Annotated in this window: 19 protein-coding genes and 3 pseudogenes; 16 read left to right on the top strand and 6 right to left on the bottom strand. The window is 62.8% G+C overall.

Going from position 1 to position 21,005, the window contains the following annotated elements; all coding sequences use genetic code 11:
• Positions 1 to 819: an alpha/beta fold hydrolase gene (locus ACNJX9_RS36515; RefSeq protein WP_439406946.1), complete on the bottom strand. Its 819-nt coding sequence runs from the start codon at positions 817 to 819 to the stop codon at positions 1 to 3.
• Between the two features lie 138 nt (positions 820 to 957).
• Between ACNJX9_RS36515 and ACNJX9_RS36510 the strand changes: the two genes are divergently transcribed.
• Complete coding sequence (locus ACNJX9_RS36510) at positions 958 to 1,500, top strand: methylated-DNA--[protein]-cysteine S-methyltransferase (RefSeq protein WP_057746907.1); 543 nt, start codon at positions 958 to 960, stop codon at positions 1,498 to 1,500.
• A 141-nt stretch (positions 1,501 to 1,641) separates the two neighbouring features.
• Here the strand turns inward: ACNJX9_RS36510 and ACNJX9_RS36505 are convergent, their stop codons facing one another.
• Together ACNJX9_RS36505 and ACNJX9_RS36500 are read right to left on the bottom strand one after the other, a co-directional pair.
• Positions 1,642 to 3,186, bottom strand: coding sequence for an acyl-CoA synthetase (locus tag ACNJX9_RS36505; protein WP_439406944.1), 1,545 nt, complete (start codon positions 3,184 to 3,186; stop codon positions 1,642 to 1,644).
• A gap of 95 nt (positions 3,187 to 3,281) precedes the next feature.
• Positions 3,282 to 4,454: an acetyl-CoA C-acetyltransferase gene (locus ACNJX9_RS36500; RefSeq protein WP_057746782.1), complete on the bottom strand. Its 1,173-nt coding sequence runs from the start codon at positions 4,452 to 4,454 to the stop codon at positions 3,282 to 3,284.
• A gap of 230 nt (positions 4,455 to 4,684) precedes the next feature.
• Here ACNJX9_RS36500 and ACNJX9_RS36495 point away from each other — a divergent pair, with 230 nt between their 5' ends.
• From ACNJX9_RS36495 to ACNJX9_RS36460, 8 genes are all read left to right on the top strand, one after another.
• Positions 4,685 to 5,263 (top strand): TetR family transcriptional regulator, encoded by a 579-nt coding sequence (locus ACNJX9_RS36495; RefSeq protein WP_439406943.1) that lies wholly within the window; start codon positions 4,685 to 4,687, stop codon positions 5,261 to 5,263.
• A 55-nt stretch (positions 5,264 to 5,318) separates the two neighbouring features.
• On the top strand, positions 5,319 to 6,077 hold the full coding sequence (locus ACNJX9_RS36490; RefSeq protein ID WP_220002309.1) for an SDR family NAD(P)-dependent oxidoreductase: 759 nt from the start codon (positions 5,319 to 5,321) through the stop codon (positions 6,075 to 6,077).
• A gap of 180 nt (positions 6,078 to 6,257) precedes the next feature.
• Positions 6,258 to 7,064 (top strand): enoyl-CoA hydratase/isomerase family protein, encoded by an 807-nt coding sequence (locus tag ACNJX9_RS36485; protein ID WP_439406942.1) that lies wholly within the window; start codon positions 6,258 to 6,260, stop codon positions 7,062 to 7,064.
• Between the two features lie 44 nt (positions 7,065 to 7,108).
• On the top strand, positions 7,109 to 8,980 hold the full coding sequence (locus ACNJX9_RS36480) for an AMP-binding protein (protein ID WP_439406940.1): 1,872 nt from the start codon (positions 7,109 to 7,111) through the stop codon (positions 8,978 to 8,980).
• Between the two features lie 135 nt (positions 8,981 to 9,115).
• On the top strand, positions 9,116 to 10,243 hold the full coding sequence (locus tag ACNJX9_RS36475; RefSeq protein WP_439406938.1) for an acyl-CoA dehydrogenase family protein: 1,128 nt from the start codon (positions 9,116 to 9,118) through the stop codon (positions 10,241 to 10,243).
• Positions 10,244 to 10,364: 121 nt separating this feature from the next.
• Positions 10,365 to 11,609 carry an acyl-CoA dehydrogenase gene (locus ACNJX9_RS36470; RefSeq protein WP_057746795.1) on the top strand — a complete coding sequence of 415 codons (1,245 nt, stop codon included), beginning with the start codon at positions 10,365 to 10,367 and terminating at the stop codon, positions 11,607 to 11,609.
• 97 nt (positions 11,610 to 11,706) lie between these two features.
• Complete coding sequence (locus ACNJX9_RS36465; protein WP_057746798.1) at positions 11,707 to 12,951, top strand: acyl-CoA dehydrogenase; 1,245 nt, start codon at positions 11,707 to 11,709, stop codon at positions 12,949 to 12,951.
• A 120-nt stretch (positions 12,952 to 13,071) separates the two neighbouring features.
• The gene (locus tag ACNJX9_RS36460; protein WP_439406936.1) at positions 13,072 to 13,785 is read left to right on the top strand and encodes a nitroreductase; all 714 of its coding nucleotides are present in this window, start codon (positions 13,072 to 13,074) and stop codon (positions 13,783 to 13,785) included.
• A gap of 76 nt (positions 13,786 to 13,861) precedes the next feature.
• Here the strand turns inward: ACNJX9_RS36460 and ACNJX9_RS36455 are convergent, their stop codons facing one another.
• Together ACNJX9_RS36455 and ACNJX9_RS36450 are read right to left on the bottom strand one after the other, a co-directional pair.
• On the bottom strand, positions 13,862 to 14,410 hold the full coding sequence (locus tag ACNJX9_RS36455; protein ID WP_083513939.1) for a sigma-70 family RNA polymerase sigma factor: 549 nt from the start codon (positions 14,408 to 14,410) through the stop codon (positions 13,862 to 13,864).
• On the bottom strand, positions 14,410 to 14,637 hold the full coding sequence (locus ACNJX9_RS36450) for a NepR family anti-sigma factor (protein ID WP_057742568.1): 228 nt from the start codon (positions 14,635 to 14,637) through the stop codon (positions 14,410 to 14,412). The genes ACNJX9_RS36455 and ACNJX9_RS36450 overlap by 1 nt, the downstream gene beginning before the upstream one ends.
• Positions 14,638 to 14,859: 222 nt before the next feature.
• Here ACNJX9_RS36450 and ACNJX9_RS36445 point away from each other — a divergent pair, with 222 nt between their 5' ends.
• From ACNJX9_RS36445 to ACNJX9_RS36430, 4 genes and pseudogenes are all read left to right on the top strand, one after another.
• The gene (locus ACNJX9_RS36445) at positions 14,860 to 15,666 is read left to right on the top strand and encodes a response regulator (protein ID WP_057742550.1); all 807 of its coding nucleotides are present in this window, start codon (positions 14,860 to 14,862) and stop codon (positions 15,664 to 15,666) included.
• A gap of 133 nt (positions 15,667 to 15,799) precedes the next feature.
• Positions 15,800 to 16,399 (top strand): nuclear transport factor 2 family protein, encoded by a 600-nt coding sequence (locus ACNJX9_RS36440; RefSeq protein WP_439406935.1) that lies wholly within the window; start codon positions 15,800 to 15,802, stop codon positions 16,397 to 16,399.
• Positions 16,400 to 16,648: 249 nt separating this feature from the next.
• The gene (locus ACNJX9_RS36435) at positions 16,649 to 17,914 is read left to right on the top strand and encodes a tyrosine-type recombinase/integrase (RefSeq protein WP_057742546.1); all 1,266 of its coding nucleotides are present in this window, start codon (positions 16,649 to 16,651) and stop codon (positions 17,912 to 17,914) included.
• A 275-nt stretch (positions 17,915 to 18,189) separates the two neighbouring features.
• Positions 18,190 to 18,452 (top strand): annotated as a pseudogene (locus ACNJX9_RS36430) (transposase); the annotation flags it as partial.
• A 239-nt stretch (positions 18,453 to 18,691) separates the two neighbouring features.
• Here ACNJX9_RS36430 and ACNJX9_RS36425 read toward each other — a convergent pair.
• Positions 18,692 to 19,741, bottom strand: a pseudogene (locus tag ACNJX9_RS36425) (IS110 family transposase).
• 37 nt (positions 19,742 to 19,778) lie between these two features.
• On the opposite strand from ACNJX9_RS36425, the pseudogene ACNJX9_RS36420 reads away from it, so the two are divergent.
• The 3 genes and pseudogenes from ACNJX9_RS36420 to ACNJX9_RS36410 form a co-directional block, all read left to right on the top strand.
• Positions 19,779 to 19,979, top strand: a pseudogene (locus ACNJX9_RS36420) (IS3 family transposase); the annotation flags it as partial.
• A gap of 153 nt (positions 19,980 to 20,132) precedes the next feature.
• Positions 20,133 to 20,330, top strand: a complete 198-nt coding sequence (locus tag ACNJX9_RS36415; protein WP_057742543.1) for a hypothetical protein — start codon at positions 20,133 to 20,135, stop codon at positions 20,328 to 20,330.
• Positions 20,331 to 20,677: 347 nt separating this feature from the next.
• The gene (locus ACNJX9_RS36410; RefSeq protein ID WP_439410201.1) at positions 20,678 to 21,004 is read left to right on the top strand and encodes a DUF3322 domain-containing protein; all 327 of its coding nucleotides are present in this window, start codon (positions 20,678 to 20,680) and stop codon (positions 21,002 to 21,004) included.
• The last annotated feature ends 1 nt before the right edge of the window (position 21,005 follow it).

Here is a 21,005-nt window from a genome sequence, read left to right as displayed (position 1 = left end):
TCAGCTCGCCAGAAAGTCCAGGACCACTTCGGAATATTTCTGCGGCGCCTGCTCGAACATCGGATGCGTCGCGTTCGGGATGATCGCCGTCCTGGAGTAGGGCACATGCGCCGCGAGCGCGTGCAGCACCTTCGGCAGCAGGCCCTTGGTCCGCGCGCCCAGGATGAACAGCGTCGGCATTTTGATGGATTCAGCATCCGCCTTCGAGAACGGCGGCCGCTTGTCGCGGACCTGGCCGATCAGCGTATACGCATTGTCACGCAGATTCTGCTTCACCATCGCCGGCAATCGCGGCCAGGTGCCGGGCCCTTCCAGCGTGTCGACGAACACCGCAAGCCCGCTATCGACATCGCCGGCCGCGATCTTCTCCGCCGAGGCCGTGAACCGCGCCAGCAGCGGCGAAGGCCCGCCGGCATAGTCTGGATCGAGGCTTGCATCGAGCTCGCCGCCAGGCTCGGCCAGCACCAGCCGCCGCAGCAGATCGGGCCGCTGCTGCGCGACGCGGAAGCAGATGTGGCCGCCGCGGGAATGGCCCATCAGATCGACCGGACCGAGGTCCAGCTTCTCGATGAAGGCGATGACATCACTGACATGCTGGGCAATCGAATAGGTGTCGCCGACGCCATCCCACTTTGCCGGGAAGAAGTGCCTCAGGCTGGGGACGATCATCCGATGCCGCTGCGTCAGCGGGCCGAGTACGCAGCCCCAGACGCGGAAGTCGGAGAGCGAGCCATGCACGCAGACCAGCGGCGGCTTGCCCTTGTCTTCGCCCACGTCGAGATAGGGCATGTCGTAACCGTTGACGTGCAGGCTTTGCATTGGAGGCTCGCGAAAGAGGGCGGAACTCCTGTGCAAGATTCCCGGAAACCGGGTGGATCGCAACTATTTCCAAGCCTAGATTTAGGCGGAGAACACAATGGGGGCATGCGAGAGGGACGCAAGCTCAGGAACCTAGTCATGACCGACCAGCATTTTGCCCTGTTCGAGACCAGGATCGGCCTCTGCGCCATCGCCTGGGGCCCGCGCGGCATCAACGGCACGCAGCTGCCGATGGGCGGCGAGCAGAAGATCCGCACCCGCATCAGCCAGCGCCATGCCGACGCCACCGAAGCCGAGCCGACGCCTGAGGTGCAGCACGCCATCGAGCGCATGACAAAACTGCTCGCGGGCGAGCACGACGACCTCACCGATATCGAGCTCGATCTCGACGGCGTGCCCGAATTCAACCGCGGCGTCTACGAGATCGCGCGCGCCATCCCGCCTGGCAAGACCATCACCTATGGCGACATCGCCAAGCAATTGGGCGGCGTGCAGCTGTCGCGCGACGTCGGCCAGGCGCTCGGCCGCAATCCGTGCCCGATCGTCGTGCCCTGCCATCGCGTGCTCGCGGCCGGCAACAAGCCCGGCGGATTCTCGGCAAATGGCGGCGTGGTGACGAAGCTGAAGATGCTCGAGATCGAAGGCGCGCTTGTGAACCACACGCCGAGCCTGTTTGATTGAGGCTACGGGCACCGACATCGTAGGGTGGGTTAGCCCTGCGGATGTGCGAAGCACATCTGCTCGGCGTAACCCACCACTTCTGCTCCCGCGGAAACGAAAGAGGTGGGTTACGCCTTCGGCTAACCCACCCTGCCAACCCCGCTAAATCTTCGCCACCGTCTTCGGCCAATACCGGTCGCGCAGATGCCGTTTCACCAGCTTGCCCGTCGGCGTGCGCGGCAGCTCGGCTTCGAAGTCGATCGAGCGCGGGCACTTGATGGCGGAGAGACGCGTCCTGCAATAGGCGATCAGCTCCGCCTCGAGCGCCTTGCCGGCGCGCTTCATGTCGTGCGGCTGCACCACAGCCTTGACCTCTTCGCCCATCTCCTCGTTCGGCACGCCGAACACGGCGACGTCGGCAACCTCGGGATGGGTGATGAGTACATCCTCGGTCTCCTGCGGGTAGATGTTCACGCCGCCCGAGATAATCATGTAGGACTTGCGGTCGGTGAGGAACAGGAAGCCATCTTTGTCGAGATAGCCGACATCGCCGAGCGTCGACCAGCCCTTGGCGTTGTAGGCCTTCTTCGTCTTGTCGGGGTCGTTGTGATAGGTAAACGCGGGCGCGTCGGCGAAATAGACCGTACCGATCTCGCCGACCGGCTGTTCCTCATCGTTCTCGTCCAGGATCTTGATCTTGCCGACCACGGCGCGGCCGACGCTGCCGCGATGCTCCAGCCATTGCTGCGAATTGCAGACGGTGACGCCGTTGCCTTCCGAGCCCGCGTAATACTCGATCAGGATCGGCCCCCACCACTCGATCATTTTTGCTTTGACGTCGACCGGGCAGGGTGCGGCGGCGTGGATCGCGCCCTTCAAGGTCGAGACATTGTACTTGGTGCGGACCTCATCCGGCAGCTTCAGCATGCGCACGAACATGGTCGGCACCAGCTGCGATTGCGTGACCTTGTATTTCTCGACGAGCTTCAAAAAGTCCTCGGCGTCGAAATGTTCCATGATGATCGAGGTGCCGCCGAGCACGATCGCCATCATGTTGAAGCGCAGCGGAGCTGCATGATAGAGCGGCGCCGGCGACAGATAGGTGCTCTCGGCGTTCATGCCGCACATGTCGGCGCAGAGCACCCGCAGGAACGCGTTCGGCACATCGATCTTGTTACGCTCGAAGGCTTTCTTGATTCCCTTGGGTCGACCCGTCGTACCCGATGAATACAGCATGTCGTAACCGGCGACTTCGTCCGCGATCGGCGCGGTCGGCTGCGCCGAAGCTTCCTTGTCGTAGGAGCGGAAGCCGGGCAGCGGTTCGTCGACCATGTAGAAGATGGGCTCGCCCGGCTTGCCCTTGATCAGGTCCTTGATCTGCTCGGCGCATTTCGGCGTGGTGATCACGACCTTGGCGCCGCAATCGCCGATGATGTAGTCAATCTCGTCCTGCTTCAGATAGCGGCTGATCGCGGTGTAATAGAGCCCGCTGCGTTGCGCCGCCCAGCAGATCTCCATGAAGGCGAGGCGGTTTTCCATCAGCAGTGCGATGTGATCGCCGGCCTTCAGCCCCAGCGAGCGGAACAGCTGCGCGCCCTGGTTCGAGAGTTCGTCGAGTTCGCGATAGGTAATCGCCTTGCCGGTCCCGGCCATCTGGTAGGCGATCTTGTCGGGCGTGGTCTTTGCGTGGATGGACGGATGGGTCATGCTCGAGATCTCTCACCAATAACGGTGTCATCCCGGCCTAGTGCGCAACCGCGCACTCGGCCGGGACGACACCGTTTGTGTAGCGACGCCTCGGCCTACAGCCGCTCCACAATCGTCACATTCGCCATGCCGCCGCCTTCGCACATGGTCTGCAGACCATAGCGCTTGCCGCGCTGGTGCAGGGCGTGAACCAGCGTCGTCATCAGCTTGGTGCCGGAGCCGCCGAGCGGATGGCCGAGCGCGATGGCGCCGCCGTTGACGTTGAGGCGGGCGGGATCAGCGCCGGTGGTCTTCAGCCAGCCTGTCGGCACCGAGGCGAAGGCCTCGTTGACCTCGAACAGGTCGATGTCGTCGATCGTCATGCCGGCCTTATCCAGCGCCTTCTTGGTGGCGTGCAGGGGCGCATCGAGCATGATGACGGGATCGCCGCCGGTCATGGTCATGTGGTGGATGCGTGCGAGCGGCTTGACGCCGAGCTGCTTGAGGCCGCGCTCGTTCACCACCATGACGCCGGAGGCGCCGTCGCAGATCTGGCTGGCGCTGGCTGCGGTGAGCTTACCGTTCTCGGCGATCAACTTGACGCCCTTGATGCCCTCGAGCGTGGCATCGAAGCGGATGCCCTCGTCGATGTGGTGGGTATCCTTGGAGCCGTCGGCTCTGACGATCTCGAGCGGCACAATCTCCTTCTTGAAGTGGCCGGCTTGCGTCGCTGCGATCGCGCGCTGATGGCTCTGGAACGAATATTCGTCGAGATCATCCTTCGACAGGCCGTACTTCTCGGCCATCATCTCGGCGCCGGTGAACTGGCTGAACACGATGTTCGGATATCTCTTCTCGATGCCCGGGCTCTTGTAATTGCCAAAGCCGTTCTTGGCCGGCAGCTGTGACGACAGGCCCATCGGCACGCGCGTCATCGATTCCACGCCGGCCGCGATCACCACGTCCATCGTGCCGGACATCACGGCTTGCGCGGCGAAGTGCAGTGCCTGCTGCGAGGAGCCGCATTGGCGGTCGATCGAGGTGCCGGGCACGCTCTCCGGCAGCTTCGAGGCCATGATCGCATTGCGCGCGACGTTGTTGGACTGCTCGCCGACCTGCATCACGCAGCCCATGATCACGTCCTCGACCAGGGCCGGATCAACCTTGGTGCGATCGACCAGCTCGTCCAGCACCTTCGCGGCCAGATCGGCCGGATGCCAGCCGGCGAGGCGGCCCCCCTTGCGCCCGCCGGCGGTCCGCGCAGCGGCGACGATATATGCCTCGGCCATTTCGGTCTCTCCCAGGATTGTTCTGAATTGGGTTGTGGGGGTTTTAAGGGGTGGGCTATGATTTAGTCAATCGATCAATTAACTCTTGTGGGGAGGCGCTGCTTGGGCTTATCTGCCGCCCGCCTCAAGTGGCGAGAGCAAGGATCTCCGTGAATACCAGCGTACCGAACAGGCTTCCGAGCGGTAAGAATTCCACGGCAGAGAAATTGCTCGTGGCCGCGAGCGAGCTGATGATCGAACGTTCGTCGATCGAGATCTCGCTGTCCGATATCGCCCAGAAATCCGGCGCCAACGCCGCGCTGGTCAAATATCATTTCGGCAACAAGGACGGTCTGCTGCTGGCGCTGCTCGCGCGGGATGCCGCGACCGAAATGTCCAACCTCGAATACCTTCTGGCGCAGCCGATCACGGCGACGGCGAAGCTGAAGCTGCACATCGGCGGCATCATCCGCGCCTATCACCGGTTCCCCTACATGAACCGGCTGATTCACTATCTCCTGCATGAGAGCGAGGCGGGCTCTGCCGACGAAGTGTCGAAGTTTTTCGTCGCGCCATTGCTCGACTTTCACCGCCGGCTGCTCGCTGAAGGCGTCAGCCGCGGCGAGTTTCGTCAGACCGACCCGGTGCTGTTCTACACCAGCCTGATCGGCGCCTGCGATCACCTGTTCTTCGGCCGGCACGCGATGTCTCGCGCGACCGGCGTCGGCCCGGTCACCGAGGAAGTCTGCCGGCAATACATCAAGCACATGGAAACGCTCATCTGCGGCGGCATCCTCACACAAGCCGGGGAAGCTGCAGCTGCCGGATAATCCGGTCGAAACTTTCAAGTCTAGAGAAGAAACGCCCAAGGAAAGGTAGATTGCGATGGAATTGAAAGACGTAGCCGTTCTCATCACCGGGGGTGGTTCGGGTCTCGGCGAAGCCACGGCCCGCGCCATGGCGGCCAAGGGCGCCAAGATCGGCGTGATCGACCAGAACAAGGAGAATGCCGAGAAGGTCGCTGCGGAAGTGAAGGGCGTCGCGCTTCATGCCGACGTCACCAGCGAGGAGCAGATCAAGGCGGCGATCGCGAAGGCGGAAGCCGCGCATGGTGTCGCCCGCGTGCTGATGAACTGCGCCGGCATCGGCGGTTCACAGCGCATCGTCGGCCGCGACGGCGTCTACCCGCTGGAAAAGTTCGCGCGCATCATCAACGTCAACCTGATCGGCACATTCAACTGCCTGCGTCTGTTCGCCGAGCGTCTCGTCACGATCGAGCCCATCGGTGAAGAGCGCGGGGTTATCATCAATACGGCGTCGGTGGCCGCCTATGAAGGCCAGATCGGTCAGATCGCCTATTCGGCCTCGAAGGGCGGGGTTGTCGGTTTGACTTTGCCTGCCGCGCGCGACCTCGCCAGCCAGAAGATCCGTGTCAACACCATTGCGCCCGGCCTGTTCTTCACGCCGCTGCTGATGGGGCTGAACGAGGAAGCCCGCAAGAGCCTCGGCGCCCAGGTGCCGCATCCCTCGCGCCTCGGCGATGCCAAGGAATACGGCGCGCTCGCCGTGCACATCGTCGAGAACGCGATGCTCAACGGCGAGACCATCCGCCTCGACGGCGCCATCCGTATGGCTCCGCGGTAACTCCGCTGTCGTCCTGGCCTGTGCGCAATGGCGCACAGGAGCCAGGACCCATGACCACCGGCGCTCGTGGTTGAGCGCGCTCAATCGGCGCCGGTGGCCAACAATAAAAGCCTGTGGTTATGGGTCCTGGATCTGCGCTCGCTTTGCTCGCTTGTCCAGGACGACGATGGGGAGTTGTCGATGTCCCAACCGCTGCTGATCGAGCATGATGACGGCGTCGACCGGGTGACGCTCAATCGTCCTGATAGCCTCAATGCGCTCGATCCCGCACTGATCGATGCGCTCAATGTCTACTTCCAGGGACTGCAGCGCAACCGCGACACGCGCGTGGTCGTGTTGAAGGGCGCCGGCAAGAATTTCTGCGCAGGCCTCGATCTCAAGGCCGCGATGGCGCGGCGCGCCGGGCAGCACGAGCCGCCTGGTGTCACGGAGTCGCTGGATTCGCAGCGGCGCATCGCCGACATCGTGATGCTGATGCGGCGCTGTCCGCAGCCGATCATCTCGCTGGTGCAGGGCGCGGCGGCCGGCGGTGGCTTTGCGCTGGCGCTTGCTTCCGACATCCGCATCGCGACGAGATCGGCGCGGATGAACTGCGCCTTCATCAAGCTTGGCCTCGGCGGCTGCGATATCGGTACCAGCTATTTCCTGCCGCGGCTCGTCGGCGTCTCCGTGGCATCGGAGCTGATTCTGACCGGACGTTTCATCGGCGCCGAGCGCGCGCTTGCGGTGGGACTCATCTCGGAGGTCGTCGACGAGGACAAGCTTGATGCTGCGGCTGAGCCCTACATCGATGCGATGATGACCGCGTCACCCGTGGGGCTACGGCTATCAAAGGAATGTCTCAACATGAGCGTCGATGCGGGATCGCTGGAAGCGGCGATCGCGATGGAGGACCGCAACCAGGTCCTGTGCAGCCGCTCCGAGGAATTTTCGGAAGGCATCAGGGCCTTCCTTGAGAAGCGAAAGCCTGTCTATATCAAGCGCTGAGACGAGAACGATCCGTAAAGGACAGTAATTCCGGGAGACGCAAAATGAGTGGAAGCGCGGCAGCGGTGATGGCGAGGCCCGCCTTTCGCAAGGTCGAGTGGCTGGCACGCGATATCGATGTCGAGCGCCGCGCCGACGGCACGGTGGTGCTGAAGTCGCGCATTCCGTTGCAGGCCTATGAGAAGCATCTTCCGGCCTCGCTGGCAAAATGGGCAAGGGAAGCGCCCGAGCGGATCTGGCTCGCGCAGCGCGGCGGCCCGAAGCGCGACTGGCGAAAAGTCTCTTACGGCGAAGCCAAGCGGACCGTCGATGCGCTGACGCAGGCACTGCTGAATCTCGAACTCGATGGGCGCCCGGTCGCGATCCTGTCAGGCAATTCGATCGAGCATGCGCTGATGACGCAAGCCGCGATGCAGGCGCGCGTCCCGGCAGCGCCGGTGTCGCCGGCCTACTCATTGATGAGCCACGATCACGTCAAGCTGAAATATTTGTTCGACCTGATCAAGCCGGCTGTCGTGATGGTGCAGGACGGCCCGACCTTCGAGAAGGCGCTCAGGGCGATCGACCTCACCGGGGTCACGGTCGTTCACGTCGTGCGGCCTTGCGAGGGCGTCAAGAGCGTCAGTTTTGCCGAACTTGCCGCGACGCCGGTGACCAGCGACGTTGAGCTGTCGATCGCCGGGATCACGCCCGATACCATCGGCAAGCTGCTGTTCACGTCGGGCTCGACCGGCATGCCCAAGGCGGTCATCAACACGCAACGCATGATGTGCGCCAATGCGGCGATGATGATGCAGGTGCGGCCACGCACGCCCGGCGGTCCGCTACCGGTCGTGCTCGATTGGATGCCGTGGAATCACACGATGGGCGGCAACGCCGCGTTCCATCCAGTGCTGATCGACGGTGGTACGCTCTACATCGACGACGGCCGGCCAGTGCCGGGTCAACTGGAAGAGACCATCAGGAACCTGCGCGAGATCTCGCCGACCTATTACGCCAACGTGCCGGCCGGCTACGCCGCACTCGCCGCTGCGATGGAGAAGGACGACGCGCTGTGCCGCTCGTTCTTCAAGAACCTGTCGATCATGGCCTATGGCGGCGCGCGGCTGCCTGACGATCTCTACGACCGCATGCAGGCGCTCGCGGTGAAGACCACCGGCGAGCGCATCGTGTTCTACACCGGCTGGGGCTCGACCGAGACCTCGCCGACCTCGACCGGCACCTATTGGGACACCGAACGCGTCGGCCTGATCGGCCTGCCGTTCCCCGGCGTCGAATTGAAGATGGTGCCATGCGGCTCGAAATACGAGCTGCGGCTGCGTGGCGTCAACGTCACATCAGGTTATTTCGGCCAGCCCGATCTGACGAAGAAGATGTTCGACGAAGAGGGCTTTTACTGCATCGGCGATGCCGGCATCTTCGTCGACGACAACGATCCGGTGAAGGGCATCATCTTTGCCGGTCGCGTCGTCGAGGACTTCAAGCTCACCACCGGCACATTCGTGCATGTCGGCTCGCTGCGCACCGACGCGATCGCTGCCGCGACGCCGGTCGTGCATGACGCGCTGGTCGCGGGGCAGGATCGCGCCTTCATCGGGCTCCTTGCCTGGCCGAATCTGCATGCCTGCCGGCAGCTCGTCGGCAATGCCGAGCTCAGCTTCGAGGATGCGGTGAAGCATCCCGAGGTGATCGCCTGCTTCAAGCGCGGGCTGCAGGCCCATAACAAGGAACGCGAGGGCGCCAGCAGCCGCATCATTGCGCGCGCGATGCTGATGGCCGAGCCGCCTTCGATCGACGGCAACGAGCTTACCGACAAGGGCTACATCAACCAGCGCGCCGGCCTCGAGCGCCGCGCGGCGCTGGTGGAGCGGCTTTATGCGGACGAGCCCGACCAGGATGTGATCGTGCTGCGATGAATGCGACTGAATTCGTCATTCCGGGGCGCCGCGCAGCGGCGAACCCGGAATCTCGAGATGAGTGAGTGACCTCTAGATTCCGGTTCGCGACTGCGTCGCGCCCCGGAATGACAGCAAGAAAAAGGTAAGCCCGCCATGAACTTCGATTTCTCCGACGACCAGAAGCAGCTCCGCGACCAGGCGCGCAAATTCCTCGCCGAAAAATGCTCGTCCAAAGCCGTGCGCGTCGTGCTCGATGGCAAGGCGCCTTACGACAAGGAACTCTGGAAGGGGCTCGCCGAGATGGGCTTTCTCGGCGTCGCCATCCCCGAGGAGTTCGGCGGCGCCGGCGCCGGCCATCTCGAGCTTTGCGTGATCGCGGAGGAGATGGGCCGCGCCAATGCGCCGGTGCCGTTCTCCTCGACCGTCTATCTTGCCGCTGAAGCGCTGCTGATTGCCGGCAGCGACGCGCAAAAGAAGAAGTGGCTGCCCGCGATCGCGTCGGGCGAGGCGATCGGCACGCTGGCGCTGTTCGAGGGCAAGGGCAATCCCGCGCCGAAGAATGTCAAGCTGACGGCCGCGAACGGCGTGCTCAACGGCGTCAAGAAACCGGTCGCGGACGGCGCGATCGCCGACTTCGCGGTGGTGGCTGCGCGTACTGGTTCGGGCGGGCGCGACAGCGATATCTCGCTGTTCCTGGTCGACCTGAAGGCAGGTGGCGTCGAGGTGAAGAGCCTCACCAATCTCGATCCGACCCGCGGGCAGGCGGAGATCGCTTTCAAGGACTGCAAAGCGGAGCCGCTCGGTTCGGCTGGGGAGGGGTGGAGCATTCTCACCCGGATGCTTGACCGCGCTGCGGTGCTGTGTGCGTTCGAGCAGGTCGGCGGCGCAGACCGCGCGCTCGAGATGGGCCGCGACTACGCGCTCGACCGCATCGCCTTCGGCCGACAGATCGGCTCGTTCCAGGCGATCAAGCATATGCTCGCGGACATGTATGTCTCGGCGACGCTGGCGCGCTCCAACAGCTATTACGGCGCCTGGGCACTCTCGACCAACGCGGCTGAATTGCCGGAGGCGGCCGCCGCCGCGCGCATCAGCGCGACGCAAGCGTTTCAGCATTGCGCCAAGAACAACATCCAGGTTCACGGCGGCATGGGTTTCACCTGGGAGTTCGATTGCCACATGTACTACCGCCGCGCCAACGCGATGGCGCTCGGGCTCGGCAGCCTGTCCTATTGGGAAGACCAGCTGATCGAGCGCATGCGCAGGAAGAACGCGGCTTAGATTCTTGTCATTCCGGGGCGCGCGGAGCGCGAACCCGGAATCTCGAGATGGGTCGATAACCTCTGGATTCCGGGTTCGATGCTTCGCATCGCCCCGGAATGACGGAAGAGAGAAAAGAACCATGAACTTCGACGACACCCCGCAGGAGGCCGAATTTCGCGCCACCGCCCGCGCCTGGATCAACGCCAATGCGCCAAAGCAGTACGAGGAGGAGCTGCGCAAATCCTCGCTGGGCCGCACCGTGCTCAAGAACGCAGACATTCTCGAGGTCGCGAAGGCTTGGCAGAAGAAGAAGGCCGACGCGGGTTGGGCCTGCCTGCATTGGCCGAAGGAATATGGCGGCCGTGGCTCATCGCCGATCGAGCGCGTGATCTGGCAGCAGGAAGAGGGGCCGTTTGGCCAGCTCTCCCGCATGTTCATCATCGGCCACGGCATGTGCGGGCCGACCATGATGGCGTTCGCGCGTGAGGAACATAAGCGCACTTATCTGCCGCCGCTCGCCTCCGGGGAGAAAGTGTGGTGCCAGCTGTTCTCCGAACCGGCCGGCGGCTCTGACGTCGCGGGCCTGCGCACGCGTGCCGAGAAGGACGGGGACGACTGGATCATCAACGGCCAGAAGATCTGGACCTCGGGCGCGCATTATTCCGATTATGGCATTCTGCTCACCCGCACCGATCCCACCGTGCCCAAGCACAAGGGCCTCACCATGTTCTTCCTGGACATGAAGAGCCCGGGTGTGGAGGTGCGGCCGATCAAGCAGGCGAGCGGCGCCTCCGACTTCAACGAGGTCTATTTCACCAACGTCCGCATCCCCGATCACCAGCGCCTCGGCGAGGTCGGCGACGGCTGGAACGTGTCGCTGACCACGCTGATGAACGAGCGCAGCGCCATCGGCGCGGCCGTCTCGACCGGTTTCCCGGAGCTGTTCGAATATTGCTCCAGCCTGATGCTCGACGACGGCCCTGCCATCGAGGATCGCGCGGTACGCTCGAAGCTGGCGAACTGGGCGGTGAAGGCGAGCGGGCTGAAATACACCAGCATGCGCGCCATCTCCGCGCTGTCGCGCGGCGAGCGACCGGGGCCGGAAAACTCCATCGGCAAGCTGGTCGCGGGCTCGATGATCCAGGACGTCGCGACCTACGCGCTGGATCTGCAAGGCGCGAGCGGCGTGGTCAGCGGCGAGGATGCCGAGCTCGCAGGCCGTTTCCAGGCGATGTTGCTGCGCGCGCCGGGCACGCGCGTCGAAGGCGGCACCGACGAGATCATGCGCAACATCATCGCCGAGCGGGTGCTGGGCCTGCCCGGCGACATCAGGGTCGACAAGGACGTGCCGTTCAACAAGATCCCGACGAGGGGAAGAAATTAGCCGTCATTCCGGGGCGATGCGAAGCATCGAACCCGGAATCTCTGGCTTCCGGGTTCGCGCGTTGCGCGCCCCGGAATGACAACAAAAGGGAAGCGCCATGAATTTCGACGACACCCCGCAGGAAGCCGCATTCCGCGAGACGGCGCGCCAATGGATCGCCGCCAATGCGCCGAAGGAGCTCGAAGAGGAGCTGTCCAAATCCTCGCTCGGCCGCATCAGGCTTGCCAAGCACGACATGGTCGAGGTCGGCAAGGCCTGGCAAAAGAAGAAGGCGGAGGGCGGCTGGGCCTGCCTGCACTGGCCGAAGGAATATGGCGGCCGTGGCGCGACGCCGATCGAGCGCGTGATCTGGCAGCAGGAAGAGGGCGTCTATGGCAAGCTGACGCAGCCGTTCCAGATCGGCGAGGGCATGTGCGGCCCGACCGTGATGGCCTGGGGCAGCGAGGACGCCAAGCGCCGGTACCTGCCGAAGCTCGCATCGGGCGAGGAGATCTGGTGCCAGCTGTTCTCCGAACCGTCGGCCGGCTCCGACGTCGCGGGCTTGCGCACCCGCGCCGAGAAGAAGGGTGACGTCTGGGTCGTCAACGGCCAGAAGATCTGGACGTCGGGTGCACATTATTCCGACTATGGCCTGTTGATCGCGCGCACCGATCCGAACGTGCCCAAGCACAAGGGCCTCACCATGTTCTTCCTGGACATGAAGAGCCCCGGTGTCGAGGTGCGGCCGATCAGGCAAGCCAACGGCATGCAGGAGTTCAACGAGGTCTATTTCACGGATGTGGTGATATCAGACAGCCAGCGGCTCGGCGCCGTCGGCGAAGGCTGGAGCGTGTCGCTGACCACGCTGATGAACGAGCGCATGTCGATCGGTGCACGGCTTGCGACCGGCGTGCCTGAGATGTTCGAGTTCTGCTCCAACCTGATGCTGGAGGATGGTCTGGCCATCGACGATCCCGCGGTGCGCTCGAAGCTCGCGAGCTGGGCCGTGAAGTCGAGCGGGCTGAAATACACCAGCTACCGCGCCATCTCGGCGCTGTCGAAGGGCGAGCGGCCGGGACCGGAGAATTCGATCGGCAAGCTTGTCTCGGGCATGATGCTCCAGGACATCGCGACCTATGCCATGGACCTGCAGGGCGCGGCCGGCGTGCTCACGGGCAGCGACGAGGAGACGGTGCACGGCCAATTCCAGCAGATGCTGCTGTCCTCGCCCTCGATGCGCATCGCCGGCGGCACTGACGAGATCCTGCGCAACATCATCGCCGAGCGCGTGCTGGGATTGCCGGGCGATATTCGGGTAGACAAGGACGTGCCTTACAACAAGATCCCGACCAAGGGGCGGTGATGTGGCCATGGAATCGTAGGGTGGGCAAAGCGAAGCGTGCCCACCATATGTGCCGGGGAAAGTCTGTCGGTGGGCACGGCGCGATGCGCCTTTGCCCACCCTACGAGAGCGAGCAAATTGATGGATGCCAAAGTACCCAACGCCCGCCACTCCACCGAAGACCGCATCGGCGTGCTCGAAGAGCTGCTCAACGAGCGCTACTCCGTTCGCGCCTTTCTGCCGAAGGAAGTCGACCGCGCCACCATCGAGCATGTGCTGACCACGGCGCAGCGCACCGCGTCCTGGTGCAACAGCCAGCCCTGGCAGGTGGTCATCGCCAGCGGCGAGGCCAAGGAGCGGTTCCGGCAAGCGATCTACAAGGAGGCCTCAAGCCGCCTTGGCGACGATTATGATTTCACCCCGCCGCGCGAATATGTCGGCATCTATCTCGAGCGCCGCCGCGAGAGCGGCTTTCAGCTCTACAACACGCTCGGGATCGCCCGCGGCGACAAGACGGCGTATGCAAAACAGGCGCTGGAGAATTACAACTTCTTCGGCGCCCCGCATGTCGCCATCATTCACACCCATGAACCGCTCGGCATCTACGGTGCCATCGACTGCGGTGCCTATGTCTCGAATTTCATGCTCGCGGCGCAAGCGCTCGGGCTCGGGACCATCCCGCAGGCCGCGCTGGCGCGCCATTCCGGCCTGATCCGCCGCCACTTCAACCTGCCTGACGATCGTCGCGTCGTCTGTGGCATCTCGTTCGGCTATGCGGATCATGCGCACAAGGTCAACAGCTACCGCACCTCGCGCGCGAACGTTGCCGACACCGTGACCTTCGTCGAGACGTGAGCCAGACGCGTGCAAAGGCGGCCGCGCAAACGGCCGCCTTCGCGAGCTGTCGCCTTGAGCCTGGTGACGCGCGCCGCTACCCGCCGCTGCCGCCGATTACGGCGCGCACGGTCTCGTCGGGCCCGAAATCCTCGGCACCGTCGACATAGAGCAGCGCGGCGAGCTTCGAGCGCGCGCGGTTGACGCGGCTCTTGATGGTGCCGACGGCACAGCCGCAGATCGAGGCCGCATCCTCATAGGAAAAGCCGGAGGCGCCGACCAGGATCAAGGCCTCGCGCTGGTCCTGCGGAAGCTTGTCGAGCGCGCTGCGAAACTCCTCGAACTCGAGATGGGCGTTCTGCGAGGGCTGCGTCTTCAGCGTCTTGGCATAGTTGCCCTCGGCATCCTCGACCTCGCGCCGCCGCTTGCGATAATCGGAGCGGAACAGGTTGCGCAGGATCGTGAACAACCACGCCGGCAGATTGGAGCCGGGCTGGAACGAGTCGATGTTGGCAAGCGCGCGGAGCAGCGTCTCCTGCACCAGATCATCGGCGCGGTCGGCATTGCCGCTGAGCGATATGGCGAATGCGCGCAGGCTTGGCACGGCCGCCAGAATGTCGTCACGCAGGGAGTTTGTGAGAGGCATTAGTCCCTCCCAGTGTTGTCGTTGGAGCCCCCAGCCCCATTCTCGTTTGGAGACCCACCCGGCGCATCAAGCTTTTTGATGAGCTCCGCGAACCGGTCCGGAACCCCCTGCCGCACAACGTCATCATACATCGCGCGCAGTTGATGGCCGATCCGGGATTGAATCTCCGGAGTGAGGCCTCCCTTGCCGGGGGTCGTGCTTTTGCTGGCTTGCTTGAGATCTTTCATGACCTGTTCCACGTTTCCCCGAGTTAAGTGACTGCAAAATAGAGAAGTTTTCTCAACCGGGAGCCGTTCCCTGGACGAGTTCAATTCGACGTTCGACAAAAAGTTCCCAGCCAATGGGAACTTTTCTTATGCTGAGGCGTAATCAGCCCCAGCAGGGGAACCCGGGCCTCCCCTCAGATTGCCTGGTTTCTCAAGGTTGGTCCGATGATGAATGGAGTGGGGATGTCCCGTTCACAGCTCGTTGCTGAACACTTGCCGTTGCTGCGCCGGTATGCGCGCGCCCTGACCGGCAGCCAGGCCTCAGGCGACGCCTATGTCGCAGCCATGTTGGAAGCCATGCTGGGAGATCCCAGCGTGCTCGACGAGAGCCATGGCCCGCGGGCCGGCCTGTTCCGGCTGTTCACCCAGATCTGGAATTCGGTTTCGGTCAATGACGATTCCGAGGTGGCGACGTTGCCGATGCCGCCGGAACGCCGGCTGTCCAATATCACGCCGCTGCCGCGACAGGCTTTCCTGCTGCTCTCGCTCGAGGGCTTTTCGGAAGAGGAAGTCGCCTTCATCCTCGGCACCGATGTTGCCGAGACGCGCCGGTTGGCCGATGCCGCCGGCCGCGAGATGGCGGCGGAGATCGCAACCGACGTGCTGATCATCGAGGACGAGACCTTCATCGCCATGGACCTCGAGAGCCTGGTGAAGAATCTCGGCCACAATGTCGTCGGCGTCGCGCGCACCCATGCCGATGCGGTGGCGCTGGCCAAGAACAAGCGGCCGGGCCTCATCCTCGCCGACATCCAGCTCGCCGACGGCTCGTCGGGCCTGGATGCGGTCAACGAATTGCTGCGCACCTTCGAGGTGCCGGTGGTGTTCATCACCGCGTACCCAGAGCGCTTCCTCACCGGCGAGCGGCCGGAGCCGGCGTTCCTGATCTCAAAGCCGTTCCAGCCCGCGATGGTGTCGGCGGTGGCGAGCCAGGCGCTGTTCTTCCAGCGCAACTCGCGCAACCGCGCGCCGAAGGCACCGGCGGCGTAAGAAAACGGGCCGCCATTTGGCGTCGAAGGTTTGATCCGGCGTGCTGCAGGGCACGCCGGATTTTTCGTGTCCGCTTGACGGGCATCGAATTCGCCGCTCATACCTCACCCATTGCCCGAATTGGAGACGAGCCATGGACCCGCAACTGCTCGACCGCCTCGCCATTCGCGACCTCGTCGAGAACTGGGCAGTGTGGCGCGATGCCGGCGACTGGGAGCGGTTTGCCACCGTCTGGCACGAAGAGGGCTGGATGTCCGCGACCTGGTTTCAGGGGCCGGCACGGGAGTTCATGCGGGTCAGCCAGGAAGGCTTTGCCAGGGGCGTCCGCATCCTGCATTTCCTCGGCGGCACCAGCATCGACCTTTCGGGCGAGCGTGCCATCGCGCAAACCAAGATGACGATCTCGCAGCGGGCCCTGGTACACGACGTGCTTTGCGACGTCGTCTGCACTGGGCGGTTCTACGATTTCCTGGAGAAGCGCAAGGACCAGTGGGGCATCGTCCGCCGCCAGCCGATCTATGAGAAGGACCGGATCGACCCGGTCGACCCCGCCGCGAGCCTTCGCCTCGACCAGCAGGCGCTCGCCGCGCTGCCCGAAGGCTATCGGCATCTCGCCTACATGCAGGAGCTGATCGGCTACAAGGTCAAGCGCGACATGCCGGGACTGATCGGTCCCGAGGTCGAGAAGCTCTATGGCGAGGGACGGGACTGGCTGGCGGGGAAGGCCAAATAGTCTGCAAGCCAAATAGTCCGCAAGCCAAATAGTTCGCAAGCCAAGTGAGCCCCAGACAAAAGTAAGGCGCGACTGGCATCACCGCGTCCGCGGTGAAATTCCATTCTCGTCCTCAACCGTTCGCCGAGGCTTCTAACCCATTGTAAGCTCTGCTATAATGGCGTCACTCGAAATTCGCCGCCGTTCACGGACGTTCGCCGCCTTCCGCTGCAATCCGTGTTCAATGGTGGGGCGGTTGGTGGGGCGGTAATGGCAAAAAGACAGTTGCACAAGCTGTCCGCTCGGGAAGCTGAGATTATCGTTGAGCCCGGCCGCCACAGCGACGGGGGTGGGCTTTACCTCGCGATTGAGGCTGGAGCACATGCGCGGCGCCAATGGATTTTCCTGTACCGCGCGCGCGGCACGGGCAAGCGCCGTGAAATCGGACTAGGCGCCGCTAAGGGCAAAGGCAGGGACGGCATCTCGCTGGCGGATGCCCGCCTCAAGGCCGCAGACACACGAAAAAAACTGGCCGAAGGCAAGGACCCAGTGGCGGAGCGGCGCGCCGAGGTAATTGCGACTGTCAGGTTCGGAGAATTCGCGGATGCCTTCCTCCTATCGATCAAGGCGGGCTTCAAAGGCAAAAACACGCTGGCTGACTGGACACGGGACCTGAAGGTCCGGTGCAAGCCAATCCGGGATATCGAACTCGCCAATATCACGGTGAACGATGTGTTGCGGATCTTGTCGCCCATATGGATTACGATCAACCGCACGGCGCGCGAAACGCGAAGCCGGATTGAGCGCGTGCTTGACGCTGCGGAGGCCAAAGGTCTTCGGTCGGGTAAGAACCCCGCCATGTGGAGGACTCTGAAGCCGCTCTTACCGAAGTCAAAGCGCTCGAAGCGCCATCATAAGGCCGCGCCCTACAAGGACGTCCCCGGCATTGTTCAGGCGCTACAGGCCAACCACGAAGCGGCGGACACCGCCGTCAATCTTGCGGCTGAATACATCATCTTGACGGCGGTCCGGACCGGAGAAGCCCGCCTGATGCGGGTGCGCGAGGTGGACTTCGCAGAGAGGCTTTGGACCATCCCTGCAGAACGGATGAAAACCGAAGACCATGCAGAAGGCAAAAATTTCCAAGTGCCTCTCTGCGACCGCGCGGTTGCGATTTTAAAAGCGGTCATCCCGAAGGAGGCTGTGCGCGAGGCCTATGTATTCGCCGGGCATTGGTCAAAAGACCATGCGAAGCCGCTCGGTATGAATGCCGTGCTCCATGCCCTCAAAGCCGTCTATCCGAGGATGACAACTCACGGGTGCCGGTCCAGCTTCCGCGATTGGGCAGGTGATGAGACCCGCTTCGAGCGTGAAATCGCAGAGATGGCACTAGCACACAAGGTGGGAGACGAAACGGAGCAAGCTTATCGGCGGGGCAATGCGTTGAAGAAGCGACGGCAGCTGATGGACGCTTGGGGCCGATACCTCGCAAGCAGTTCTAACGTGATCCGACTTCCTCATCGAGAGTCGGTATAACTCGCTGACGATGGCGTGAAGAGCCACTGGCTTCGCCCTTCAACTCTTGCGTTAGCGGAAGTTCAGGTAGTGCGAGTAGTGTCTCTTTGAAGGCCACGTCTTGAGCTCATAGAGCTGGGGCGCGCTCGCTTCTCTTCTGGCAGCGGATCGTACCATTGGGTAACAAGCGGCCGGATGGCAGGTTTTCTAATAAGCTATTCTAGGAAAACAGGTGACCTTGCCCCACGGGCTTAATCCAGTTTGAAGTTCGTTCTGGCCCACAACAGGGCAAGAGCATGAAGCGCAGCCGCTTTTTGGACGAGCAGATCGTCGGGATTTGAAGGAGCATGAGGCCGGCGTTTCGGTCGCCGATCTGTGCCACAAGCATGGCGTTAGCGATGCCAGCATCTACAAATGGAAGGCCAAGTTCGGTAGGCTGGAGGTCTCGGAGGCCAAGCGGCTGAGGATGCTGGAGGACGAGAACACGCGGCTGAAGCGGCTGCTGGCTGACGCCATGCTGGACAATGCGGCCTTGAAGGACCTCTTGGGAAAGAATGTATGGTCGGCCCCGTCCGTGCAAGGGTTCGTAACAGCAAAAATGACGCTTTCAGTTGCATAAATGTATCCGGCCTCTCGCGAGTGGACTGCTGTTGCAGCCAGGCCATGATGAGATCCGCGCACGCCGTTCCCAATAAATGGTTCGGGCACGAAGCCCGCTTTTTTGCACAGGGCTTACGGCATGTTGATCCACTGTTTCGTCATCACTGTTCCCGAGCCTTGCAATCGAAGCCAGAAGCGTTAGGTGAAAGCAGGATCTCTGCGGTCGTAGAGAGCTTCAGGCTTGTTCAAGACCCCCCAGACAATGCGGGCCATCTTGGCGGCTAGAGCGACAACAGCCTTGTTCGGATGCATCCGAGCCTGCAGCCTGTCGAGCCAGCTTCCTAGGCGATCGCGCGTCCGATCCAAATGCCGGAAGCAGGATCGTGCGCCATGCACTAGAAGCTTTCTCACATAACGGTTGCCGCGTTTGCTGACGCCAAGCAACGTCTGTTTTCCGCCGGTCGAGTATTGCCTGGGCACTAACCCCAGCCAGGCAGCAAGGTCGCGGGCCTTGCGAAACTGCAGCCCATCACCAATCGCGGCAAGTACGGTGGTCGCACCCAATGCGCGATACCAGGGATTGTCATCAGCCGGCGCGTGACGTCCTCTCGATCGGCGACCGCTTCGATCTCCTTTGACACTTCGCGGATCCGTTCTTCGAGGCGGCGGAAATCGGCGAAGAGATCGCCCACCAGGCGACGCATCACTGGTGACAAATCGTTTCCTTCGTCATTCAAAGCGCGCGGCACTCGAGTTTGAATATTCCGGCACCCTGACGCAAAGGTACACCGTACTCGAGGCAGAAAGCCCGCATCTGATTGATCAGGCGTGTCCTCGAGCCGACCATCTGGTCACGGATTCGATGCAGCGCTTGAAGATCGATCTGGCCCTTCTCCTTCACGGCGACGAAGCGCATTGTCGGTCGCGTCGCGGCCTCAGCGATCGCCTCGGCGTCGATGATATCGTTCTTATTTGACTTCACGTAGGGTTTCACGAATTGCGCGGGGATCAGGCGCACCTTGTGACCAAGTGCCTGTATCTTCCGAGCGAGCCACTGTGAACCGGCGCAGGATTCCATGCCAACTATGCTTGGTTGTGCGCGAGCAAAGAACTGAAGAAGGGTGTCCCGTCGAAAGCGAACTTTCTGAACAGGTGTGCCGTCGCAGCTCAGGCCAACGGCGTGGAACAGGCTCTTGCCAATGTCGATTCCATAGAAGCCGCCGGTCGCGGCAAATTGCGATGGGCCATGATACTCTCCTCTTTTTGATCTGACCTTTCTATGATGAAGGAGGAGGACGCGCCCGCAGCTAAGCGGAAAGCTGTCGTCCATCTCCGAGGCGCCTTCGGAATGAGCGAACGGCGAGCGTGTAAAGCCATCGGCTGCTGCCGCATGACCATGAGATACCGGACGACCCGCGCGGACGAAGCCGGCCTTCGCCAGCGCATGAGGGCGATCGCCCTGGAGCGCCCTCGCTTCGGCTACCAGAACCGGCGCACGGCGAGAGCGGACTGTCACTTGCCATCTTTGACGAGGCCTTCAACCGCCTTTATACCAAGGCCATCGGCCAGAGTTCGGAATTATGCGTGATCTCTGACTCCAGGTCATGCTGGCTACCCCGACGAAAAGCGTCATGTGTTCATGGAAGTGGTCGACACTGTCGTGAACGTGAACAGGCTGGGCAATCAGGTTATGATTGACACCGGATTCCTGACGGAGAAGGCCCGCGACGCCATCGTTGCCATCGATCCATACCGCAAGGGCTTCGACGTGTTCAAATCCGAGCTGATCGCTGCCGAGAAGGCTGAAGCTGTCCCGCGGGACCAGGCTGCGGAATGAGCGACGTTCGTACGACGGATCCGGCGTCGAATTCCTCGAGCGGCTGCTGGAGCGGAGCGAGCGCAACCCTGATCGCTCACGGCCGGCAACCGCAGCCCCGGAGTACGACAGGCTCTCGACAGCGCAGCTGGTGAGCCGTTGCGCAGCGGAGAGGTTCGGCGCCGTTGAGGTGCAGCGGGGCAAGAGGGAGCGGGACCACCTGATCGAGCGAGTCCGCGCTCGCGATCCTGAGCTGCTCGCCAGGCATCTCGGACGTCCGACTGCGCCGGCGACCGCGCAACGCATCAGAAGACTTGCTTCCTGTCGCAGCGGCCGGAGAACCGTGGGTCGAAACCCTATTGGACGAGATGACCGCTAGCTGGTCTCGCGGCGAGACCGCCTATCGCCTAACAGTCGCTCAGGCCGATGCCACCACGGAGTTCTTCACGCTGCTAGCGTCCATCTCGCGAGAGGAGGCTCACGGACTGGACGCGCGTACCTTCTCTCTCAAGGCAACGGACGATCCGAAGGCCTTCGATCGCCACGCATCGAGGCTTGCCGCCGTCATCGCCGTTCGGATCGGCCAGCCTGGCGCGGCGGCCGACGTGGTCTGGACGAACATGGGGCTGGAGCGTTTCAGTCATCCTGTTCATATAAGAGGGCCTATTGCCGTGGATGGGGGCTCGGTCGTCTGAT

Origin of the sequence: Bradyrhizobium sp. BLXBL-03 (genome assembly GCF_051853015.1) — a bacterium.
GTDB lineage: Bacteria > Pseudomonadota > Alphaproteobacteria > Rhizobiales > Xanthobacteraceae > Bradyrhizobium > Bradyrhizobium manausense.
The sequence above is the reverse complement of the archived record's forward strand: the minus strand, read 5'-3'. Positions and strand labels throughout refer to the sequence as shown.

Bases quoted from the DNA above. Each gene is read 5' to 3' on its own strand.
- ACNJX9_RS36515 (WP_439406946.1), bottom strand. From the start codon at position 819: ATGCAAAGCCTGCACGTCAACGGTTACGACATGCCCTATCTCGACGTG.
- ACNJX9_RS36510 (WP_057746907.1), top strand. From the start codon at position 958: ATGACCGACCAGCATTTTGCCCTGTTCGAGACCAGGATCGGCCTCTGC.
- ACNJX9_RS36505 (WP_439406944.1), bottom strand. From the start codon at position 3,186: ATGACCCATCCGTCCATCCACGCAAAGACCACGCCCGACAAGATCGCC.
- ACNJX9_RS36500 (WP_057746782.1), bottom strand. From the start codon at position 4,454: ATGGCCGAGGCATATATCGTCGCCGCTGCGCGGACCGCCGGCGGGCGC.
- ACNJX9_RS36495 (WP_439406943.1), top strand. From the start codon at position 4,685: ATGATCGAACGTTCGTCGATCGAGATCTCGCTGTCCGATATCGCCCAG.
- ACNJX9_RS36490 (WP_220002309.1), top strand. From the start codon at position 5,319: ATGGAATTGAAAGACGTAGCCGTTCTCATCACCGGGGGTGGTTCGGGT.
- ACNJX9_RS36485 (WP_439406942.1), top strand. From the start codon at position 6,258: ATGTCCCAACCGCTGCTGATCGAGCATGATGACGGCGTCGACCGGGTG.
- ACNJX9_RS36480 (WP_439406940.1), top strand. From the start codon at position 7,109: ATGAGTGGAAGCGCGGCAGCGGTGATGGCGAGGCCCGCCTTTCGCAAG.
- ACNJX9_RS36475 (WP_439406938.1), top strand. From the start codon at position 9,116: ATGAACTTCGATTTCTCCGACGACCAGAAGCAGCTCCGCGACCAGGCG.
- ACNJX9_RS36470 (WP_057746795.1), top strand. From the start codon at position 10,365: ATGAACTTCGACGACACCCCGCAGGAGGCCGAATTTCGCGCCACCGCC.
- ACNJX9_RS36465 (WP_057746798.1), top strand. From the start codon at position 11,707: ATGAATTTCGACGACACCCCGCAGGAAGCCGCATTCCGCGAGACGGCG.
- ACNJX9_RS36460 (WP_439406936.1), top strand. From the start codon at position 13,072: ATGGATGCCAAAGTACCCAACGCCCGCCACTCCACCGAAGACCGCATC.
- ACNJX9_RS36455 (WP_083513939.1), bottom strand. From the start codon at position 14,410: ATGCCTCTCACAAACTCCCTGCGTGACGACATTCTGGCGGCCGTGCCA.
- ACNJX9_RS36450 (WP_057742568.1), bottom strand. From the start codon at position 14,637: ATGAAAGATCTCAAGCAAGCCAGCAAAAGCACGACCCCCGGCAAGGGA.
- ACNJX9_RS36445 (WP_057742550.1), top strand. From the start codon at position 14,860: ATGTCCCGTTCACAGCTCGTTGCTGAACACTTGCCGTTGCTGCGCCGG.
- ACNJX9_RS36440 (WP_439406935.1), top strand. From the start codon at position 15,800: ATGGACCCGCAACTGCTCGACCGCCTCGCCATTCGCGACCTCGTCGAG.
- ACNJX9_RS36435 (WP_057742546.1), top strand. From the start codon at position 16,649: ATGGCAAAAAGACAGTTGCACAAGCTGTCCGCTCGGGAAGCTGAGATT.
- ACNJX9_RS36415 (WP_057742543.1), top strand. From the start codon at position 20,133: ATGGAAGTGGTCGACACTGTCGTGAACGTGAACAGGCTGGGCAATCAG.
- ACNJX9_RS36410 (WP_439410201.1), top strand. From the start codon at position 20,678: ATGACCGCTAGCTGGTCTCGCGGCGAGACCGCCTATCGCCTAACAGTC.